Below are 19,386 nucleotides of genomic sequence, written 5' to 3'. Positions count from 1 at the left end.
GCTTACCCTTACCGGAGCTCGTCCGCCCGTCCGGCCCCCGCGGCCACGCAAGTCAAAGGAACCATCACATGCCTCGCCCCCTGCGGGTCGCCATCGTCGGAGCCGGCCCCGCCGGCATCTACGCCGCCGATGCCCTGATGAAGTCCGACGTCGCCGCCGACCCGGGGGTCTCGATCGACCTCTTCGAGCGGATGCCCGCCCCCTTCGGCCTGATCCGCTACGGCGTGGCGCCGGACCACCCCCGGATCAAGGGCATCATCAGCGCCCTGCACCAGGTCCTCGACAAGCCGCAGATCCGCCTCTTCGGCAATGTCGACTACCCCAATGACATCAGCCTGGACGACCTGCGGACCTTCTACGACGCGGTGGTCTTCTCCACCGGCGCCAGCGCCGACCGGGAGCTGGACCTCCCCGGCATCGAGCTGGACGGCTCCTACGGCGCCGCCGACTTCGTCTCCTGGTTCGACGGCCACCCGGACGTGCCGCGCAGCTGGCCGCTGGCCGCCGAGAAGGTCGCCGTGCTCGGCGTCGGCAATGTCGCCCTGGACGTGGCCCGGATCCTCGCCAAGACCGGCGACGAACTGCTGACCACCGAGATCCCGGCCAATGTCTACGCGGGCCTGGCTGCCAACAAGGCCCTCGAGGTGCACGTCTTCGGCCGCCGCGGCCCGGCCCAGGCCAAGTTCAGCCCGCTGGAGCTGCGCGAGCTGGACCACTCGCCGACCATCGAGGTCATCGTCAACCCCGAGGACATCGACTACGACGAGGGCAGCGTCACCACCCGCCGCTCCAACAAGCAGGCCGACATGGTCGCCTCCACGCTGGAGAACTGGGCCATCCGCGACGTCGGCGACCGCCCGCACAAGCTGTTCCTGCACTTCTTCGAGTCGCCCACCGAGGTACTCGGCGAGGACGGCCGGGTGGTCGGGCTGCGCACCGAGCGCACCGCGCTGGACGGCACCGGCAATGTCACCGGCACCGGCGAGTTCCACGACTGGGACGTGCAGTCGGTCTACCGGGCCGTCGGCTACCTCTCCGCCGAACTGCCCAAGCTGCCCTTCGACACCGACAGCGGCACCGTCCCGCACCAGGGCGGCCGGGTGATCGAGGGCGGCGAGCACCTGCGGTCGACCTATGTCACCGGCTGGATCAAGCGCGGCCCGGTCGGCCTGATCGGCCACACCAAGGGCGACGCCAACGAGACCGTGGCGCACCTGGTCGAGGACTTCCGCGCGGAGCGGCTGCAGGAGCCCGCCCAGCCCGCCGAGGAGGCGGTCACCGCCTTCCTGGAGGCCGCCGGCGTCCGCTACACCACCTGGGACGGCTGGTACCGGCTGGACGCCGCCGAGCGCGCCCTGGGCGCGGCCGAGGGGCGCGAGCGCATCAAGATCGTCCCCCGCGAGGGGATGCTCGACGCGAGCGAGGCCGCGGCCGAGGCGCAGGACCGCCGCTGAGGTCCGCTCCCGCTGGTGAGAACCCGTCCTGACAGCATGTCGGGGCGGGTTCTTCGCCGTTCGGGATTGGATAGTCTCTGAACGTGCAACCAGCAGGCGAAACTCCACCCAAGGCCCGGCATCGGGGCCGGCCGTCCCGGCGTGCCGGGCGGCGGCGCTCCGGCGCGTCGTACCGGGTGATCGTCTGGCAGCTGATCAAGGACACCACCAACACCTGCATGGAGTACCGGGTCACCGGCCTCGCCGCCGAGGTGGCCTTCTTCACCCTGATGTCCGTGCCGCCGCTGCTGCTCTCGGTGGCCGGGACCCTCGGCTACCTCAGCGCCGGGACGATCCAGGCGGTGGAGCAGAACATCCTCAACGCGGCCGGAACCGTGCTGTCCCAGTCGTCCATCGACCAGATCGTCCAACCGCTGCTCAAGAGCGTCTTCAGCGGCGGCCGGCCGGATCTGATCTCGATCGGCTTCCTGCTCGCGCTGTGGTCGGGCTCCCGGGCGCTGTACGTCTTCGTCGAGACCGTCACCATCATGTACGGGCTGGAGGGCAACCGCGGGATCATCCACACCCGGATCCTCTCGCTGGGCCTCTACATCATCGCGTTGCTGGTCGGCACCATCGTGCTGCCGCTGATCGTGGCCGGCCCCGGCTGGGTCGAGCACGAGTTCCCGGCCGCGCAGGGACCGATCCACGCGCTGTACTGGCCCACCGCGCTGCTGCTCTCGGTGCTGCTGCTGACCACGCTCTACCACGTCGCCGTGCCGGTCCGGACGCCCTGGCGGGAGGACCTGCCGGGGGCGCTGGTGGCGCTGCTGGTGCTGGTGATCGGCAGCGGGATCCTGCGCTTCTACCTGGTGCACGCGGTCGAGGGCCCCACCGTCTACGGCTCGCTGGCGGCGCCGATCGCGGTGCTGCTGTGGATCGGGGTCACCGCGCTCGCGGTGCTGATCGGCGCCGCGATGAACGCCGCGATCGACCGGATGTGGCCCAGCCGGGAGACCGCGCTGGCCCGCGAGGAGAACGAGCGCGCCAGGGAGGAGGCGGCGGCCGAGCTGATACGCCGCTCCGAGGCCCGCCGTTCGGCGGTGCGCAACAACGCGGCCAACCCGGCCCCCGAGGGCGAGGAGGCGGAGGGCGAGGCCCCGGCCGAGTACCCGGAGCGCTGGGCCGACTTCCTGCCGCCGACCAATCTCCGCGGCCGGATCCAGGCCAGGGGCAACCCGCGCCGCAACCCCTACCCGCCGCCGGAGGAGGAGCTGGAGAAGTGGCGCCGCGGCGACCGGGGACGGCGCCGGCCCTGACCGGGTGGCTCTGCTGGTCGGATCGAAACCGCAGGTCAAAAACCTGTTGCGGGTGGGATGACGGGCCTCGTAGTCTCGTCCCCGTTCGGTGCACCGCGCATCGGGAACCATGCAACGAGAGAGGGGTGAGCCCCGTGGACATCACTGTCTCCACGGCTGCCCTGGGCAGCACCTCAGCCAACCTCTCCCCGTTCCCGGCCGCAGACTGACACCGCGCCACCAGCGACTCTGCGCCTCGGGAGCAACTCCCGAAGGGCCCCATCGCGTTGCCTTCCGCATACTCCCAGCCGCTGGACTCCTACGGCTGGACCTCTGAGCTCGACGACCTCTTCGCACCCATGGCCGAGGCGGGTCTCGTCCCCGGCCGCATCGTCCGGGTCGACCGCGGCATCTGCGACGTGGCGATCGCCGACGGCGACACCGTCGCGACCGTACGCGCCGACACCGGACCCGTCAGCCACCACGACCCGCTGCACTGGGCCTGCACCGGTGACTGGGCCGCCGTCGCCACCGGCGCCGCCGGGACCTACGTCCAGGCCCTGCTGCCGCGGCGGACCGCGGTGGTCCGCTCCACCTCCTCGCAGCGGTCCGAGGGCCAGGTGCTGGCCGCGAACGTCGACACCGTCGTCATCGCCGCCTCGCTGGCCACCCCGCCCGACCTCGGCCGGATCGAGCGCTTCCTCGCCCTGGCCTGGGAGAGCGGCGCGCAACCGCTGGTCGTCCTCACCAAGTCCGACCTCGCCCCCGACGCCGACCACATCCGGGAGGACGTGGAACAGGTCTGCCCCGGCGCGGACGTGCTGGTCATCAGCGCCGCCACCGGGCGCGGCATGGACGTCCTGGCCGCCTGCCTGCCCGGCACCAGCGCCCTGATCGGGCAGTCCGGCGCGGGCAAGTCCACCATCGCCAATGTGCTGCTCGGCCGGCCCGTCATGGAGGTCAGGGAGACCCGGCACGGCGACAACAAGGGCCGGCACACCACCACCACCCGCGAGCTGCTGCCGCTGCCCGGCGGCGGCGTGCTGATCGACACCCCGGGGCTGCGCGGGGTCGGCATGTACGACTCCGCGGAGGGCCTGCAGCAGGTCTTCGCCGAGATCGAGGAACTGGCCGAGGGCTGCCGCTTCGGCGACTGCGGCCATGTCGCCGAACCCGGCTGCGCGGTGCTGGAGGCGCTGGCGGACGGGGTGCTGACCGAGCGTCGGCTGGAGAGCTACCGCAAGCTGCTCCGCGAGAACGCCTGGATCGCCTCCCGGACCGACGCCCGGCTGCGGGCCGAGCAGCTGCGGCGCTGGAAGGCCATCGGAAAGGCGGGGGCCGAGGCGATGCGGGCCAAGGGGCGGCGCTGAGCCCGGGTCCGGGTTCGGTCGGGTTCGGCCGGGTCCGGCCGGTGACAAAGCTGTTGTGCCCCACTGTCGAACTGAGGGGTCCTTGGGTTGGTGAACGCTGGGTAAGAGAACCTCTGAGGGCGTCAGCACGACGCCCCTGTGCCAGCCCCTGGTAGAAGGAGACATCCCATGAGGTCCCTGCGTGGCGACGCGGTGGAGACCGAGCGGCGCCCGTCGCGGAGGAGCGCCGGTACGCACCGCGCCGCATCCCCTGGTACATCAGCATCCCCATCACCTTCGTGGTGATCGTCGGGCTGTTCATCGCCGCTGGGAAGTTCAACTGGCTGCCCGGTATCCCCAACCCCTTCGGCACCAAGGAGGTCGACCGCAGCCAGCCGGCCGTACTCCAGTCGATCGAGAACATGAGCCGCTACGACGCGGCCGACGGCAACTTCCAGATAGTCGTCGACGTGGACAGCGAAGCCAAGTTCCTGCCCTCGCAGCTGCTCGGCAAGCGCACCCTCTATGTCGCGGCCGGCACCGTCGACTCCTATGTGGACCTGGGTAAGGCCGGGGTGACCGTCACTCCCGACCGGAAGACCGCCACGCTGGTGCTCCCGCACGCGCAGCTGGCCTCGGCGGCGCTGGACCCCAAGCGCAGCTACACCTTCGCCGAGCAGCGCGGGTTCTTCAACCGGATCGGCGACTTCTTCTCCAGCGACCCCAACGACCAGCAGAAGCTGAACATCCTTGCGGCGCAGAAGATCCAGGACGCGGCCAAGTCCACCGCGCTGACCACCAGGGCGGAGCAGAACACCACCTCGATGCTCAAGGGGCTGCTGACCTCCCTGGGCTTCACCACCGTCACCGTCAGCTACAAGTAGGCAGACGGGACGAGGATGCGCGGCCCCTGCTGGGGCCGCGCATCCTCGTCTACAGCGGGACGACCGCTGAGCCGATGGCGACCGTGACCGGTATGCCGCCGGACAGTGCGGTCAGCTTCTGGCGCAGGGCCTTGGACGCCGCGCCCTGCTTGGTGGTGGTCACCGTGACGCCGGAGGAGTCCGAGGTGGGCGACCAGGTGTAGAGCGGGAATCCGGCGGCCTTGAAGCCGACCGCCTTGGTCAACCGGCCGATCGCGGCGTCCAGGGTCCGCTGGGAGTAGCGGCACTGGTCGATGTCGAGCCTGGTCAGATCGATGCCCGGGTCCTTCTTCTTGGCCGCCGCCGCCATCTTCCGGCCCTGGTCCAGGTCGGTGACACAGAGCAGCACCCGTCCCGGCGGGGAGTCGACGACCAGGGTGCCGAAGACGTCCGCGAAGGTCTTGTCGCCCCTGGGGTTCAACGCCTGCGCCAGCTCCTCGGCCTGAGGGGTGTTCATCGGCGTTTCCGCTGACCTCGGGCAGTGGCTGGGCCTTGGCCTGGGCCAGGTCGTAGCCGGGGCAGGGTTTCCCGGCGGTCCCCCCGATCGTCTTGTCGGGCGCGGCGGCCTGTGCGGAGATCCGCACGGTGCTTCCGGGCGCCGCCGCGCACCCCGCGGCGAGCAGGACGGCGGCGGTGCAGGCGATCAGAACAGGCGCGCGGCGCATGGGTTCTCCTCCGTAGACGATGCGGAGGTGCGACGCCGAGCCGGGCGGATCGGTTCCCGGACGGCGGCGGCCCTCAGCAGGCGCAGGAGATGCCGGAGCGGGGGGCGGTGAGGTCGTCGACCGGGCGTTGGTCGGTGCCCTGGGCGGTCTCGTAGGGGAAGCCCTCCCTGGCCCAGTACTCGAAGCCGCCGAGCATCTCCTTGACGGTGTAGCCGAGCCGGGCGAAGCCGAGGGCGGCGCGGGTGGCGCCGTTGCAGCCGGGGCCCCAGCAGTAGGTGACCACGGTGGCGGCCGGGTCGACCAGTCCGGGCGCGAGTTCGGGGATGCGTGCGGTCGGGATGTGCACGGCGCCGGGGATGTGGCCCTGGGCCCAGGAGACGTCGCTGCGCGAGTCCACCAGGACCAGGCCGGGCACGGCAGCCAGCAGGTCGGCGCGGACGTCGGAGACATCGGCCTCGAAGGCGAGCCGGGCGGCGAAGTGGGCGGCGGCCACGGCCGGGTCGGCGGCGGCCACGCCGAGGACGGCGCTGGTGGGGACGGTCGGGGCGGTCATCGGGGCTCCTTGGGTGCGGTCGCTGGTGCAACGATCGTCCGCCACCGGGGTAGGGCCCGGCGAGTGGCGTGGACGCCGCCTCACGCAAAGATTCCGCCAGCGGTGCGGGGCGAACCTCCATGTCCGATCACCGCCAGTCCGGGCTCCGGAAATGCCGCACACTGGACCCTGTGATTGACCAGGAGACCAGCTACCGAGCCGTCAGCAGCCGCGACGCCCGCTTCGACGGCGTGTTCTTCACCGCGGTCCGCACCACCGGCATCTACTGCCGGCCGAGCTGCCCGCGACCACCCCCAAGCGCCAGAACGTCCACTTCTACCCCAGCGCCGCAGCCGCCCAGGGCGCCGGCTACCGGGCCTGCCGCCGCTGCCGTCCGGACACCGTGCCGGGATCGCCGGAATGGAACCTGCGGGCGGACCTGGTCGGCCGGGCGATGCGCATGATCGGCGACGGGGTGGTCGACCGCGAGGGCGTCACCGGCCTCGCCGCCCGCCTCGGCTACAGCGAGCGGCACCTCACCCGGGAACTGGTCGCCGAGTTGGGCGCGGGACCGCAGGCGCTGGCCCGCTCGCAGCGGGCGCACACCGCGCGGCTGCTGCTGCAGACCACCGACCTCAGCGCCACCGACACCGCGTTCGCGGCCGGCTTCGCCAGCGTCCGTCAGTTCAACGAGACCGTCCGCGAGGTCTACGGGCTCACCCCGACCGAGCTGCGCCGCCGGCCGGGCCGTCCGGCCGCGGTGCCGGGGACGATCGCGCTCCGGCTGGCGCACCGGGGCCCGCTGGACGCCGTCCACCTGTTCGACTTCCTGGCCCTGCGTGCGGTGCCGGGGGTGGAGGAGGTGGTCAGCACCGGCCGGGGCAGCAGTGGGGGCACCGGTGCGGGCACCGGCCGGGTCCGCAGCTACCGCCGGACGCTGGCGCTGCCCGGCGGCCCGGGGACCGCCGAGGTGGACCAGCCGCGCAAGCCGCAGGGCTGGCTGGACTGCCGGCTCACCCTCACCTCGCTGCGCGACCTCACCAGCGCGGTGCAGCGGATCCGGGCGCTGTTCGACCTCGACTCCGACCCGGACGCGGTGGACCGGCAGCTCGGCGCGGATCCGGTGCTGGCCCCGCTGGTCGCCGCCCGGCCCGGGCTCCGTTCGCCCGGCCATGTCGACCCGCATGAGCTGGCGGTGCGCGCGGTGCTCGGCCAGCAGGTCACCGTGGCCGCCGCCCGCACCCTCGCCGGACGGCTGACCGAGCGCTACGGCGAACCGCTGCCCACCCCCAGCGGCGGCCTGACCAGGCTCTTTCCCCGGGCGGCCGCCCTCGCCGAGGCCGACTCCGCGGATCTGGCCATGCCCGGCGCGCGGCAGCGGGCGCTGCGGGGGCTGTGCGCGGCCCTGGCCACCGGCGCGGTCGACCTCAGCCCCGGCGTCGACCGCGAGCAGGCCGCCGCGGCGCTGCTCGCGCTGCCCGGCATCGGCCCCTGGACCGTCTCCTACATCCGGATGCGCGCCCTCGGCGACCCGGACGCCTATCTGCCCAGCGACATCGGCGTCCGGCACGGGCTGCGGGGCATCGGCGCGCCGGAGGCCCCGGACGACTCGGCCTGGCGGCCCTGGCGCTCCTACGCCGTGCACCACCTCTGGGCCGCGCTCGGCGCTGTGAACTCTCCTGGAAGCAAAACGAACTGACGATGGGGCAGCTGATGACCCGTTACACCACGATGGACTCCCCGCTCGGCCCGCTGCTGCTGGTCGCCGACGAGGACGGCAGTCTGAGCGCGGCGCTCGCCCCCAACACCAAGGGCCAGGTGAGCCGCCCCGACCCGGCCTGGACCGAGGATCCGGAGCCCTTCGCCGCGGCGGTCGAGCAGCTCACCGCGTACTTCGCCGGTGACCTCAAGGAGTTCGACCTGCCGCTGGCCCCGCACGGCAGCGAGTTCCGCCGCCGGGTCTGGGAGGCGCTCGACAGCATCCCCTACGGCAGCACCGTCACCTACGGCCAACTGGGCGCGGCGGCCGGCCAGCCCCCCAGCGCGGTACGGGCGGTGGCCGGCGCGATCGGCGCCAACCCGCTGCTGATCATCCGGCCGTGCCATCGGGTGGTGGGGGCCAACGGCTCGCTGACCGGCTTCGCCGCGGGGCTGGACGCCAAGCGGCTGCTGCTGCGACTGGAGTCGCCGGAGACGGCACTGTTCAGCTGACGGCCGTTGTGCAGCTGACAGCTCCCGTGCGGCTCAAGGCTCAAGGCCGACGGCTCAGTCGGCGGGCGGCGGGGGCGGCTGCTCCGCGCCCAGCGCCGCGGCCAGCCGCTCCAGGCCGCCGAGGGCGTCCATCACCGCCGCGTTGTCCTCCACCGAGATCGCCGACAGCGCGGTGGCGATCCGCCGCTCGTGCGCCCGCTGCCAGTCCACCAGCTGCCGGTGGCCGGCCTCGGTCAGGGCGATCCGCGCGGTGCGGCGGTCGCCCGGGTCGGCCTGGCGGTCGACGAATCCTGATTCCAGCAGCTTGCCGATCAACCCGCTCACGGTGTTGGGCGCCAGCCGCTGCCGGGACGCCAGCTCACCCACCCGCATCGGCCCCGAGGCCAGCGTCTGCAGCAGTTCGACCTGCGCCATCGGCAGCGACTCCCACGGGTACTCGGTGCGGATGCTGCTGCGCAGGGCGCGGCGGAGCCGGGTCACCACATCGGTCAGGCGCTGCACCTGCGCCGGGTCGGTGGCAGTGGCGAGAGCGGGCGGTGCTGCGGCAGGTTCGGGCATGTGCACAGATTAGTCCGACGTACGGACGATTCAGGTCCGGGGGAGCGTCCGGTGCCGGGAGACCCAGCCGCGTTCGTAGGCGTGCCAGCCCAGTTGCATCCGGGTGGTGACCTCGGCGAGGTCCATCATCCGCTTCACCCGGCGCTGGACCGTGCGCAGTCCGAGGTCCAGCTGCTTGGCCACGCTCACGTCGGTCATCCCCACCAGCAGCATCGAGAGGATCTGCAGGTCCACGTCGTCGGGCTGCTCGCCCGCGTCGATCAGCACCTCCGGGTCCTCGGCCGGGGCGGCCGGCTGGCCGTCCGTCCCGGCGGGGACCGGCGAGGCCAGCCGCAGTGGCAGCGACTGCTCCCAGACCGAGTCGAACAGTCCGACCATCGCCTCCACCGGCCCGCCGGCCCTGACCACCAGCGCCGAGGGCTCGCCGGGCGAGGCCAGCGGGCGCAGCGGCACCATCGCCAGCGAGCGGTCCGCGACGATCAGCTTGGTCGGCACCCGCAGCGCGACCCGGATCTGCTCGTCCCGCTCCAGCGCCGCCACCACATGCGGCATGCCGCCCGGAGCGTCCAGCACCCCGCGTTCGATCACCACCCGGTAGGACACCCCGCGGGCCACCGCGACCGGCTCGGCGTCGTTGTCGTCCCCGCGGACGGCCACCGGCGCGTCGGTGACCAGGGCGAGCACCTCGTGCTCCGCGCCGAGCTGCAACTGCTCGAAGCGGTGCCGGACCGCGTCCGCGCCGATCACCACCTCGATCAGGTCGTTGACGGCCAGTCCGACCGCGTTGTTGCGGTACTCCCGGGCCAGCAGGTCGACCGCCAGTTCGGCCTGGGACAGCTCGTGCCGGCGCTGGGAGAGGGCCGCCCCCAGCGCGACCGCGGGCGGGGCGGCCGTGTAGCGCAGCGGTTCACCGGCGGTCTGCGCGACCAGGCCGAGGTCCTCCAGGACGGTCAGGGTGCGGCCGAGCGCCTGCTCGGAGCAGCCGAGCTTGCCAGCCAGTTCGGGGACGGAGGCGGAGCCGAGGCCGACCAGGAGCCGGTAGGCCTCCTCGCTGTCCTCGTCCAGCCCGACGAAGCCAAGCACCTGCCCGCACCTCGCTCCTCCGTCGACCCGCGCCGATCGGCGGGGTGGTCTGCGTGTTGAAGGTCATCATGCCTGGCCAGGTGGTTTCCGGGTAGTTGAGCCGGTGTGAGGGATCTGTGTCCGATGAGCCGATCTGCGCAGGTCTACTGCCCCAAGAGTGTTCCGATTCCACCGTTCTGCCCGGTGAGCGGTGGTCCGCCATGGAGAATGGCCACGGTCCGGGCATGCCGCATGTCGCTGAGGAGACGAATCGATGAGCAGCCAGGGTGGACCCTCCTCGGGCAAGGCGGACGGCGCCTGGTGGGACGCCCTCTACGAGGGCCCCGACGACGAGGTTCCCGACACTCCCGGGGCGGATCCGCGCCAGGGGACGGTCGACGAGCGCTTCGACTCCGCGAGCGGGGTGGTCAGCGGCAGGGCCGCCCCAGGCGGCAGTGGCGCCCCCAGCGGAGGTGCCGTCCCTGGTGGTAGCGACGTCCCCGGTGGCCCGCCGACCCTGGTGGACGGACCTGCCCCGGCGCGGCCGTCCGCCCCGCCGTCGATCCCGCTGCCGCCGCCGTACGACCCCGGGTCCTATCGGCGGCCGATCGTGCCGGTGCAGCCGGTGCAGCCGCTTCCACCGGAGCCCGCGCCGCTTGAGCCGCCGCCCTTTGAACCGGACGGATCGGAGCCCGCTGCTCCCGCGGACCGGGTGCCCGCGCCGCCCCCGCTGCCCCCGCTGCCGTTCCGGCCGCCGCGGATCCCGCCCCAGGCGGTGCCGCTGACCCTGCGCCAGCCCTCGCCCCCGCCGGACCCCCGGCTGGCCGCGCCGCGGGCGACCGAGCCCGAGTTCGAGGACGCAGGCGGCTACGACCCCTATGGCGGCTACAAGGCCGATGGCGCCGACGACGTCTACGACGACGAGGGTTATGCCGAGCCGAAGGCCGTCAGCGACGCCCGTGGCGGCGGCCCGGACCGCCCGGTCCGCGACCTGGACGACGTCCGCGACGCCAATGAGGCGGAGGCCGCCGCGGCCGAACCGACCACCGAGCCCGACTCCCTTGCCGAGCCGCCGTCGACCCAACCGCCGTCGGCCCAACCGCTGTCGGCCCAACCGCTGTCGGCCCAACCGCTGTCGGCCGAGCCGCCGTCGACCGAGCCGTTGCCGCAGGTCGGGGCGCAGCCGCCGGAGTACGAGCCGGAACCCACCCTGCTCCCGGCCGCCGACCCGGACCTGCTCGCCGGAATCGTCCCCGATACCGCCCTGGACGGCGCCCGCTACGGGACGATGACGCTCCGTGCCGCCTCGGTCCGCGGCGACGCGGCCCGGCACCACGGCGCGGCCCGCTCGGACCGGCTGCTGACCGTGCGCTTCGGCGAGGGCAGCGAGGCGCTGCTGCTGGTGGTGCTGGCCACCCCGCCCCGCCCGGACAACCCGGCACCCGCGGACGAGGCCTGTCGGCAACTGGCCGCGGCGGTCGGCCGCAGCCGTACCGAACTGCTGGCCGATCTGCGGGTAGGCGCCCAGGAGCGGCTGCGCTACGGGCTGCAGCGGCTGACCGCGCGCGCGGCGGTCCGGCTGCAGAACGCGCCGTCCGCGACCGGTGCGTCGGGCGGCAACGGCGCGGCGCTGCATGCGCTGATCGCTCCGCTGGATCCGACCAGCCGGCTCAGGGCCGGGTTCGGGCTCGGCCCCGGCGGCCTGCTGCTGCTCGGCGACGACGCCTGGTACGACGCCTACGCCGGTCGGCGACTGGTGGCGCAGCAGCCGGGCGGGGAGGAGCGACGGTGGTGGCGGGCGACCCGCAGCCGCTGGACCGCTTCCGGTTCCGGGTGGTGGTGCCGGAACCGGGCGACGTGCTGCTGCTCTGCAGCGACGGCCTGGCTCAGCCGCTGCGGGAGGAGCCCGCGGTCTCCGACTTCCTCGCCGACCACTGGGCCCACCCGCACCCGCCGGGCACCGTGGACTTCCTCCGCCACGTCCAGGTCCGCGCCAAGGGGTATGCGGCGGACCGCACGGCGGCGGCGATCTGGGAGGACTGAGGGACGACGGCTGCTACGGGGCGTCCGCGCTGTCCGGCGCGGGCTTGCCGAGGTCCACGGTCGGCTCGGCGGCGGGCTTGGCGTCCTCGGGGACGGCGTCTTGAGGAATGGCGTCCTCGGGAACCTGGTCCGCGACCACCGGCGTCGGTTCCGGGCCCGCAGCCGGCGTCGGCGCCGCGACCGGGGCGGCCTGCGGCGGGTACTGGGGCTGGGTCGGCAGGTACGGCTGCGAGGACGGCGCGTAGGGCTGCGGCGCGTACGGCTGCGGTGCGTACTGCTGGGCCGGGTAGTAGCCCGGCTGCTGCTGCGGCAGGCCAGGAGCGCCGGTCGTCGGCGTCTGCAGTGCGTAGGGGTGGTTCAGGCCGGGGCCCTGCAGGATGCGGATCTGCTGCATGGTGGTGATCCGGCGGACCACGAACAGCGCCAGCACAGCCGCGGCGACATGCGCCATCGAGCCGGCGATGCCGATGATGGCGGCCGCCTCGCGCACCCTCAGCGTCTCGCCACCGGGTTCGGCGCCTGCGAAACCGCCGCCCACGGTGGAGAGCACCCACATCAGGCACCAGCAGATCCACCAGCTGGTCAGCAGTCCGGAACGACGCGGGTCGCGGCCGTCCTCCTGCCCCAGCGGGCGGCTCGCCGCCCAGATGTCCCCGGCCACCCCGCGGGGATGAAGCAGAAGCCGATCGGGGTGAACCAGCCGCCGATGGACCAGCCGCGGGAGAAGACCTTGCGCGAGCCCGGTGCGAGGATGTCGGCGTTCACCCGGGACTTGTAGAACCAGATGATGAAGAGCACGACCGCGGCCAGGAAGGTCGGGGCGGCGAGCAGGCTGGTCAGGGCGTTCAGGGCGGTCGATATGTCGCTGGTGTACCCGGTGTCGAGCAGCGAGGCCAGGGCGACCGCGCTCGCGACGATCCCGAAGACACTGGCGAAGGCCTGGACCGCGAGCAGGATCTGGGTGGCCGTGGCGACGCCGCTGGGGGCTGACGGGGCGCCGTAGACGACCGGCGCGGCGGGCGGCGGGTACGCGCCCGCGCCCGGTGGGCCGTAGTAGCCGCAGGCGGGGCAGCGTCCGTACGGGTCGAGGTACGCGGACGAACAGGACGGACAGGGCACCGGGACTCCACCAGGTCGACCCGCTCCGGGGCGGCGGGGAGGCGCTGATGGTATGCGACCTGGGCGGCGACCGTCCATCGGCTTGGTGAACGGACAGCAGCCCTGCTCAGAGCCGGTGCAGCGACTCGTCCAGGTATTCACCGATGTGTTCGAGCGCGGCCTCCCGGCTGGCCCCGGGGAGCCCGGTCACCACCGGGGTGCCGAAGCCGTCCAGCAGGGCGCTGAGCCGCACCGCGAACCGGGCCGGAGCCACCGGACGGAACTCCCGTGCGGAGATCCCCTCGCGCAGCAGCGCGATCAGGTCGGTGCGCCAGGCCGCCTCGATCGCGGCCTGCCCGGTCCGCATCGACTCCACCGCGAGCGAGCGCCCCCACACCTCGACCCAGAGCGTCCAGCGCGGGTCCCCGGGGCCGGTGGGGAGGTAGAGCGCGACATAGGCGTCCAGCCGGGCGACGGCCGAGGCGGGCGCGGCCAGCGCGGCCCGGCGGCGCTCGCCCAGCTCGTCCTCGCTCCAGCGCAGGGTCTCCAGCAGCAGTTGGTCCTTGCTGCCGAAGTAGTAGAGGAGATGACCGCCGCTCATCCCGAGCCGGCGGCCGAGTCCGGCCATGGTCAGCTCGGCCAGACCGTGTTCGGCGATGGCCGCCATCGCGGCGGCGAACACCTCCTCGCGGGGCGGGGCCGTGCGGCGTCCGGGGATCTCGGCCATAGGGCGGGGCCTCCTGGTCGGGTGGCGGATGGGACAATGGGGGTCGGCGAGAAGATTGTCAGTTTCCCGTGATTCACCGCGCATGGCCCCGGAGAACCGGGGTACACGAGGCCCGGTAACGAGTACTGACCAGTGAGCGTGGAGCCGTGCGGCAGCCAGTCGTGCCGGTCATATTCCAGGGAGGAGCACACCATGAACAGCATGTCCGAGGTCATGACGAGGAGCGGCGTTCCCACCGCCGTCCGAGGAACCGTGACCCGGGAGGCCGTGGCCCCTGCCCCGCGGTCCCTGACCTGCACGAGGTCCCTGATCGGCACGCGGTTTCCGACCTGCACGCGGTGAGCCCCATGGACGCCCGAGCCCTTTCCAAGACCCTCTTCCTGCGGATGGCCACCCTGGAGGAGGGCACCCATGAGTACCAGTACGTCCGCAACACCCTGGTCGAGCTGAACCTCGCCCTGGTCCGCTTCGCCGCCGCGCGGTTCCGCACCCGCAGCGAGCCGATGGAGGACATCGTCCAGGTCGGCACGATCGGCCTGATCAAAGCGATCGACCGGTTCGACCCGGAGCGCGAGGTGGAGTTCCCCACCTTCGCCATGCCCACCATCCTGGGTGAGATCAAGCGCTTCTTCCGCGACACCAGCTGGGCCGTGCACGTCCCGCGCCGGCTGCAGGAGCTGCGGCTGCAGCTCGCCCGCTCCGGGGACGAGCTCTCGCAGAAGCTCGACCGCGCCCCCAGCGTCGCCGAGCTGGCCGCCCACCTGAACCTCACCGAGGAGGAGGTCTGCGAGGGCCTCACCGCCAGCAACGCGTACTCGGTCAGCTCGCTGGACGCCCAGCCCAGCGAGGACGACACCGAGGGCTCCTTCGCCGACCGGGTCGGCTGCATCGACCCCGGCATGGAGGGCATCGAGAACCTCGAGTCGCTCAAGCCGCTGATCGCCCAGCTCTCCGAGCGGGAGCGGACCATCCTGTCGCTGCGTTTCGTCGCCGAGATGACCCAGTCGCAGATCGGCGCCGAGCTCGGCGTCTCGCAGATGCATGTCTCGCGGCTGCTGGCCCGGGCCCTGGGCAAGCTGCGGGCGCACCTGCTCGTCGAGGAGTGACCGGCCTGTCGAAAAGTGACCGGCCTGTCGAGAAGCGACGGGCGACGACGAGCGACGGGCGACGAGTGATGCAGCAGCTGCGGGAGGAGCAGTCATGAGGGAGGGGAGGCCCGAACCGGGCCAGGTGCTGGAGTCGGCAGAGCCGCTCGCGCCCCGGTTCGGGGTCGGAGTGAGGACCGAGGGTTCGGCCACGGTGCTGGTGCTGACCGGGGAGTTGGACCACGACACCGCCCCTGAGCTGCGCGAACGTCTGGACGAGGTGTTCGAGGCGGCAGCCGCGTCGGGCGGTTCGGCGGCGCCGGTCGTGGTCGTGGTGGACTGCGCCGAGCTGGGGTTCTGCGACTCCACCGGGCTGAATGTGCTGCTCACCGCCCGACTGCGGGCCGAGGAGGTGGGCGTCGACATCCGGCTGTCCGCGCTCCGCGGCCATGTCGTGCGGATGTTCGAGATCACCGGCGCCGGCGGCATCTTCAGCATCCACCCGGATCTGGCCGACGCACTGGCAGCGGGGTGAGGCGTGGTGAACGCGCTTCGTCCGCAGGAGCCGGGCAGCAGCACCACCGCAAGCACTCCGCTGCGCCTCGGCGTTCCGGCCGGGGGCTGCCGCCGGGCGGCCAGATCCGGCGGCTGGGGCTCTCCGGCACCAGCGGCACGGTCGGACTGGCCCGCCGGTTCACCCGTGAGGCGCTGCAGGACTGGCAGTGGCTGCCGGGCCTGACCGAGGAGCAGACGGCGGTGGCCGAGGACGTGCTGCTGCTGGTCTCCGAGCTGGTCACCAACGCCTGCCTGCACGCAGGCGGCCCGACCGAGCTGGCCCTGCACGGCACCACCCGCTGTCTGCGGGTGGAGGTCTCCGACGCCGGCGTCGGCAGCCCGGTGCCGCGGGTCCCGCACGAGCCGGGACGGCCGGGCGGCCACGGGCTGCACATCGTCGAGCGGCTCGCCTCGGCGTGGGGGACGGTACGGAAGGACCAGGGGAAGACGGTCTGGCTGGAGGTCCCGGCACCGTTGTCGGCGCCGGTCGGCCAGCCCACCCGGTAGGCGCGATTCGCCGAGGCAATAATGCCCTCGCGCACCGATCGGGCGTTCGGGATCAGTAGGGTTGCCCGAATGAAGACCGCGAAGATAGTCGGCGCCGCCGCGCTTGCCGCCGCCGCCGTGATCGTCCCGCTGGCCGGGACCGCCGCCGCCGTTCCCACCGGGCACCCCTACATCGCGGAGATCTACTACAACTCGCCGGGCAGCGACAACCGCTCCAACGCCTCTCGCGACGCCGAGTGGGTCAAGATCGTCAACCCGACCGCGCACGCGGTCAGCCTCACCGGCTGGACGGTCAAGGACCGGCAGAACCACACCTACCGCTTCACCGCCTTCACGCTGAAGGCCCACGGCACGGTGGTGCTGCACACCGGCAAGGGCGGCAACACCGCCGCGAACCGCTACTGGGGTTCCGGCAACTACATCTGGAACAACGACACCGACGCCGCGACGCTGCGCAACTCGCACAACGCCGTGGTCGACTCCCTCGCCTACAAGAACTCCCACGTCGCCTACGTCAAGCACCGCTGAGACAACCCCTGGTAACGCTGACGCTCAGGGGCGCGGCTGCTGCTGGGTGATGCAGTGGATGCCGCCGCCGTTGGCGAAGATCTCGCGGGCGTCCACGAGTTCGACCTTGCGGTCGGGGAAGTGCTCGGCGAAGACGGCGGCGGCCAACTGGTCGTTGGGGTCGTCGAAGGCGCAGAGCACGACCGCGCCGTTGCAGAGGTAGTGGTTGATGTAGGAGTAGTCGACCGGCTCGCCGTCCTCCTCGAAGAGGACGGTGGGAGCCGGGAGTTCGACCACCTGGAGCTGTCGGCCGCGGGCGTCGGTGGCGGTCCGCAGCAGCGCGATGATCTCCTTGCTGACCTCGAAGTCGGGGTGGGCCGGGTCGGTCTGGCTGTGGACCACCACGGTGCCGGGCTTGAGGAAGGCGGCGACGATGTCGATGTGGCCGCGGGTGCCGTAGCGCTGGTAGTCGCGGGTCAGGCCGCGCGGGACCCAGATCGCCCTGGTGGTGCCGAGGTGGGCGTGGATCTCGGCCTCGACCGCAGCCTTGGTCCAGTCGGAGTTGCGGCCCTCGCCCAGCTGCACGGTCTCGGTGAGCAGCACCGTGCCCTCGCCGTCGACATGGATGCCGCCGCCCTCGTTGATCAGCCGGGAGGCGAAGCGGCGGATGCCGGTGAGGGTGGTGATCTCCTCGGCGATGTCCTGGTCGTGCTCCCAACTGGCCCAGTCCTGGGCGCCCCAGCCGTTGAAGATCCAGTCGGCGGCGGCGATGCCGCCCTTCCCGTCGGTGAGGAAGGTCGGGCCGATGTCGCGCATCCAGGCGTCGTCCAGCGGGCGTTCGACGATCTCGACCTCGGCGGAGAGGTAGCCGCGGGCCTGCTCGGTCTCGCCCAGGTTGACGATCAGGGTGACCGGCTCGTAGCGGACCACGGTGTTGGCGACGGCGGCCCAGGCCTCGCGGGCGGCGTGGAGGTCGTCCGCGCTGAAGGTGTCGTTGGGGGTGGGGAAGGCCATCCAGGTGCGGTCGTGCGGCTGCCACTCGGCGGGCATGGCGAAGCCCAGCTCGGCGGGGGTCTGCTGATGGGTCGTCATAAGAGGCTCCTTCGAAGTCAGAGGAAGTAGAGGCGGCTGAGCGAGACCGAGTCGGCCGGGACGGACTGCAGCAGCTCGCCGTCCAACGAGACCAGCCCGGAGGCCGGGTTGACGTCGACCGTCCCGAGGCGGCCGTTGCGGACCATGTCGCGGGGGCCGATGCCGCGGGTGCCGCGGACGGCGACCCGGCGGCGCCGGGTGGGCATCAGGTCGCCGTTGTCGACGGCGGCCTGGGCCACGAAGGCCACCGAGATGTCCGCGGCGGTGCTGCCGTGCGCGCCGAACTGCGGTCCCAGGACCAGGGGTTCGCAGCGGTCGGTGGAGGCGTTGGGGTCACCGGTGACGCCGTAGGCGGGGAAGCCGGACTTCAGCACCAGTTGCGGCTTGGCGCCGAAGTGGTCCGGCCGCCACAGCACCAGGTCGGCGAGTTTGCCGACCTCGATCGAGCCGATCTCGTGGGCCAGGCCGTGGGCGATGGCGGGGTTGATGGTGAGCTTGGCGATGTAGCGCAGCACGCGCTCGTTGTCGTCGCCGCCGTCGGTCTCGCCGAAGGAGCCTGTGCTGTCCAGCGGCCCCAGTTCGTACTTCATCTTCCCGGCCATGGCGAAGGTCCGGCGCACGGTCTCGCCCGCGCGTCCCATGCCCTGGGCGTCGGAGGAGGTGATGCCGATGACGCCGAGGTCGTGCAGCACGTCCTCGGCGCCCATGGTCCCGGCCCGGATCCGGTCCCGGGCCATCGCGGCGTCGCCGGGGAGGTCCACCTTGAGGTCGTGCGCGGAGACGATCATGCCGAAGTGCTCGCCCAGGGCGTCCCGGCCGAACGGCAGGGTCGGGTTGGTGGAGGAGCCGATGACATTGGGCACCCCGGCCATCTTCAGCACGTTGGGGACGTGCCCGCCGCCGCAGCCCTCGATGTGGTAGGCGTGGATGGTGCGTCCGGCCAGCACGGACAGGGTGTCCTCGACCGACAGGCACTCATTGAGGCCGTCGGTGTGCAGGGCGACCTGGACGTCGTGGTCCTCGGCCACCCGCAGCGCGGTGTCCAGGGCGCGGGTGTGCGCGCCCATGTCCTCGTGCACCTTGAAGCCGGACGCGCCGCCCTCGGCCAGCGCCTCGATCAGCGGGGCGTCGTCCGAGGAGGAGCCGCGAGCCAGAAAGCCGATGTTGACCGGCCAGGCGTCGAAGGCGTTGAAGGCATGGCGCAGCGCCCAGGGGGAGTTGACCCCGACGCCCCAGACCGGGCCGAACTCCTGGCCGATGATCGTGGTGACGCCGGAGGCCAGCGAGGCCTCCATGATCCGCGGCGACAGCAGGTGGACGTGGGTGTCGATGGCCCCGGCGGTGGCGATCATGCCCTCGCCGGAGACGATGGTGGTGCCGGTGCCGACCACCACCTCCACCCCGTCCAGGGTGTCCGGGTTGCCGGCCCGGCCGATGGCCGAGATCCGGCCCTCGCGGATGCCGATGCTGGTCTTGCGGATGCCCTGCACCGCGTCGATCACCAGGACGTTGCTGATCACCACGTCGCAGGTGTCGCGCACGGCGGCGGCCTTGAGGTGCAGGCCGTCGCGGGCGGTCTTGCCGAAACCGGCCAGGAACTCCTCGCCCGGCTGCTGCGAGTCCGACTCGACCCGGACGATCAGCCCCGAATCCCCGAGCCGGAGCCGGTCGCCGGCCCGGGGGCCGTGCACGGCGATGTAGTCCTCCGGGGTGATGGTGTTCGACGGGCCGGAGGGGCGGC

At 72.5% G+C, this 19,386-nt stretch carries 21 protein-coding genes and 1 pseudogene; 11 read left to right on the top strand and 11 right to left on the bottom strand.

Features of this window, described 5'->3' with window-relative positions:
* The first annotated feature begins 68 nt into the window (after positions 1–68).
* The 4 genes from ACXKR8_RS12340 (at position 69) to ACXKR8_RS12325 (ending at position 4,964) form a co-directional block, all read left to right on the top strand.
* Positions 69–1,454 carry an FAD-dependent oxidoreductase gene (locus ACXKR8_RS12340; RefSeq protein WP_458272939.1) on the top strand — a complete coding sequence of 462 codons (1,386 nt, stop codon included), beginning with the start codon at positions 69–71 and terminating at the stop codon, positions 1,452–1,454.
* Between the two features lie 83 nt (positions 1,455–1,537).
* Positions 1,538–2,752: a YihY/virulence factor BrkB family protein gene (locus tag ACXKR8_RS12335; protein ID WP_458272938.1), complete on the top strand. Its 1,215-nt coding sequence runs from the start codon at positions 1,538–1,540 to the stop codon at positions 2,750–2,752.
* A gap of 266 nt (positions 2,753–3,018) precedes the next feature.
* Positions 3,019–4,101: a ribosome small subunit-dependent GTPase A gene (gene rsgA, locus ACXKR8_RS12330; protein ID WP_458272937.1), complete on the top strand. Its 1,083-nt coding sequence runs from the start codon at positions 3,019–3,021 to the stop codon at positions 4,099–4,101.
* Positions 4,102–4,379: 278 nt separating this feature from the next.
* Entirely contained in the window at positions 4,380–4,964 is a 585-nt protein-coding gene (locus tag ACXKR8_RS12325) for a DUF4230 domain-containing protein (protein ID WP_462100480.1), read from the top strand.
* Positions 4,965–5,013: 49 nt separating this feature from the next.
* On the opposite strand, the gene ACXKR8_RS12320 is transcribed toward ACXKR8_RS12325, so the two are convergent.
* Both ACXKR8_RS12320 and ACXKR8_RS12315 read right to left on the bottom strand, forming a co-directional pair.
* On the bottom strand, positions 5,014–5,460 hold the full coding sequence (locus ACXKR8_RS12320; RefSeq protein WP_462100479.1) for a hypothetical protein: 447 nt from the start codon (positions 5,458–5,460) through the stop codon (positions 5,014–5,016).
* A 281-nt stretch (positions 5,461–5,741) separates the two neighbouring features.
* Complete coding sequence (locus ACXKR8_RS12315; RefSeq protein WP_458272934.1) at positions 5,742–6,221, bottom strand: rhodanese-like domain-containing protein; 480 nt, start codon at positions 6,219–6,221, stop codon at positions 5,742–5,744.
* A gap of 119 nt (positions 6,222–6,340) precedes the next feature.
* Here ACXKR8_RS12315 and ACXKR8_RS12310 point away from each other — a divergent pair.
* Positions 6,341–7,899: pseudogene (locus ACXKR8_RS12310) on the top strand (AlkA N-terminal domain-containing protein).
* A 14-nt stretch (positions 7,900–7,913) separates the two neighbouring features.
* Positions 7,914–8,411 carry a methylated-DNA--[protein]-cysteine S-methyltransferase gene (locus tag ACXKR8_RS12305; RefSeq protein ID WP_458272932.1) on the top strand — a complete coding sequence of 166 codons (498 nt, stop codon included), beginning with the start codon at positions 7,914–7,916 and terminating at the stop codon, positions 8,409–8,411.
* Positions 8,412–8,465: 54 nt separating this feature from the next.
* Here ACXKR8_RS12305 and ACXKR8_RS12300 read toward each other — a convergent pair whose 3' ends face one another.
* The 4 genes from ACXKR8_RS12300 to ACXKR8_RS12285 form a co-directional block, all read right to left on the bottom strand.
* Entirely contained in the window at positions 8,466–8,969 is a 504-nt protein-coding gene (locus tag ACXKR8_RS12300) for a MarR family winged helix-turn-helix transcriptional regulator (RefSeq protein WP_458272931.1), read from the bottom strand.
* Positions 8,970–8,999: 30 nt separating this feature from the next.
* Entirely contained in the window at positions 9,000–10,052 is a 1,053-nt protein-coding gene (locus ACXKR8_RS12295; RefSeq protein WP_458272930.1) for a helix-turn-helix domain-containing protein, read from the bottom strand.
* A 906-nt stretch (positions 10,053–10,958) separates the two neighbouring features.
* Positions 10,959–11,240 (bottom strand): hypothetical protein, encoded by a 282-nt coding sequence (locus ACXKR8_RS12290; RefSeq protein ID WP_462100478.1) that lies wholly within the window; start codon positions 11,238–11,240, stop codon positions 10,959–10,961.
* A 69-nt stretch (positions 11,241–11,309) separates the two neighbouring features.
* Positions 11,310–11,447 carry a hypothetical protein gene (locus ACXKR8_RS12285; RefSeq protein ID WP_462100477.1) on the bottom strand — a complete coding sequence of 46 codons (138 nt, stop codon included), beginning with the start codon at positions 11,445–11,447 and terminating at the stop codon, positions 11,310–11,312.
* A 375-nt stretch (positions 11,448–11,822) separates the two neighbouring features.
* Here ACXKR8_RS12285 and ACXKR8_RS12280 point away from each other — a divergent pair, with 375 nt between their 5' ends.
* Positions 11,823–12,074: a protein phosphatase 2C domain-containing protein gene (locus ACXKR8_RS12280; RefSeq protein WP_462100476.1), complete on the top strand. Its 252-nt coding sequence runs from the start codon at positions 11,823–11,825 to the stop codon at positions 12,072–12,074.
* 13 nt (positions 12,075–12,087) lie between these two features.
* Here the strand turns inward: ACXKR8_RS12280 and ACXKR8_RS12275 are convergent, their stop codons facing one another.
* The 3 genes from ACXKR8_RS12275 to ACXKR8_RS12265 all read right to left on the bottom strand — a co-directional run bounded on the left by ACXKR8_RS12275 (position 12,088) and on the right by ACXKR8_RS12265 (position 13,899).
* Entirely contained in the window at positions 12,088–12,735 is a 648-nt protein-coding gene (locus ACXKR8_RS12275) for a DUF4328 domain-containing protein (protein WP_462100475.1), read from the bottom strand.
* Positions 12,657–13,193 (bottom strand): DUF4328 domain-containing protein, encoded by a 537-nt coding sequence (locus tag ACXKR8_RS12270; RefSeq protein WP_462100474.1) that lies wholly within the window; start codon positions 13,191–13,193, stop codon positions 12,657–12,659. The genes ACXKR8_RS12275 and ACXKR8_RS12270 overlap by 79 nt, the downstream gene beginning before the upstream one ends.
* A 106-nt stretch (positions 13,194–13,299) precedes the next feature.
* Positions 13,300–13,899 carry a TetR/AcrR family transcriptional regulator gene (locus ACXKR8_RS12265; RefSeq protein WP_458272927.1) on the bottom strand — a complete coding sequence of 200 codons (600 nt, stop codon included), beginning with the start codon at positions 13,897–13,899 and terminating at the stop codon, positions 13,300–13,302.
* A 170-nt stretch (positions 13,900–14,069) separates the two neighbouring features.
* Between ACXKR8_RS12265 and ACXKR8_RS12260 the strand changes: the two genes are divergently transcribed.
* From ACXKR8_RS12260 to ACXKR8_RS12245, 4 genes are all read left to right on the top strand, one after another.
* Positions 14,070–15,005, top strand: coding sequence for an RNA polymerase sigma factor SigF (locus tag ACXKR8_RS12260; protein WP_462100676.1), 936 nt, complete (start codon positions 14,070–14,072; stop codon positions 15,003–15,005).
* Positions 15,006–15,099: 94 nt separating this feature from the next.
* Entirely contained in the window at positions 15,100–15,519 is a 420-nt protein-coding gene (locus ACXKR8_RS12255; RefSeq protein ID WP_458272925.1) for an STAS domain-containing protein, read from the top strand.
* Complete coding sequence (locus tag ACXKR8_RS12250; protein ID WP_462100473.1) at positions 15,516–16,046, top strand: ATP-binding protein; 531 nt, start codon at positions 15,516–15,518, stop codon at positions 16,044–16,046. The genes ACXKR8_RS12255 and ACXKR8_RS12250 overlap by 4 nt, the downstream gene beginning before the upstream one ends.
* A 69-nt stretch (positions 16,047–16,115) precedes the next feature.
* Complete coding sequence (locus tag ACXKR8_RS12245) at positions 16,116–16,574, top strand: lamin tail domain-containing protein (protein ID WP_458272923.1); 459 nt, start codon at positions 16,116–16,118, stop codon at positions 16,572–16,574.
* A 24-nt stretch (positions 16,575–16,598) separates the two neighbouring features.
* Here the strand turns inward: ACXKR8_RS12245 and ACXKR8_RS12240 are convergent, their stop codons facing one another.
* Together ACXKR8_RS12240 and ACXKR8_RS12235 are read right to left on the bottom strand one after the other, a co-directional pair.
* Complete coding sequence (locus tag ACXKR8_RS12240) at positions 16,599–17,645, bottom strand: agmatine deiminase family protein (RefSeq protein ID WP_458272922.1); 1,047 nt, start codon at positions 17,643–17,645, stop codon at positions 16,599–16,601.
* 17 nt (positions 17,646–17,662) lie between these two features.
* Positions 17,663–19,360: an urease subunit alpha gene (locus tag ACXKR8_RS12235; RefSeq protein WP_458274963.1), complete on the bottom strand. Its 1,698-nt coding sequence runs from the start codon at positions 19,358–19,360 to the stop codon at positions 17,663–17,665.
* Between the last annotated feature and the right edge of the window lie 26 nt (positions 19,361–19,386).

This window comes from Streptacidiphilus sp. PAMC 29251 (assembly GCF_054208735.2).
Note: the sequence above shows the minus strand (reverse complement) of the source record. Positions and strands in the feature narration are given on the sequence as shown.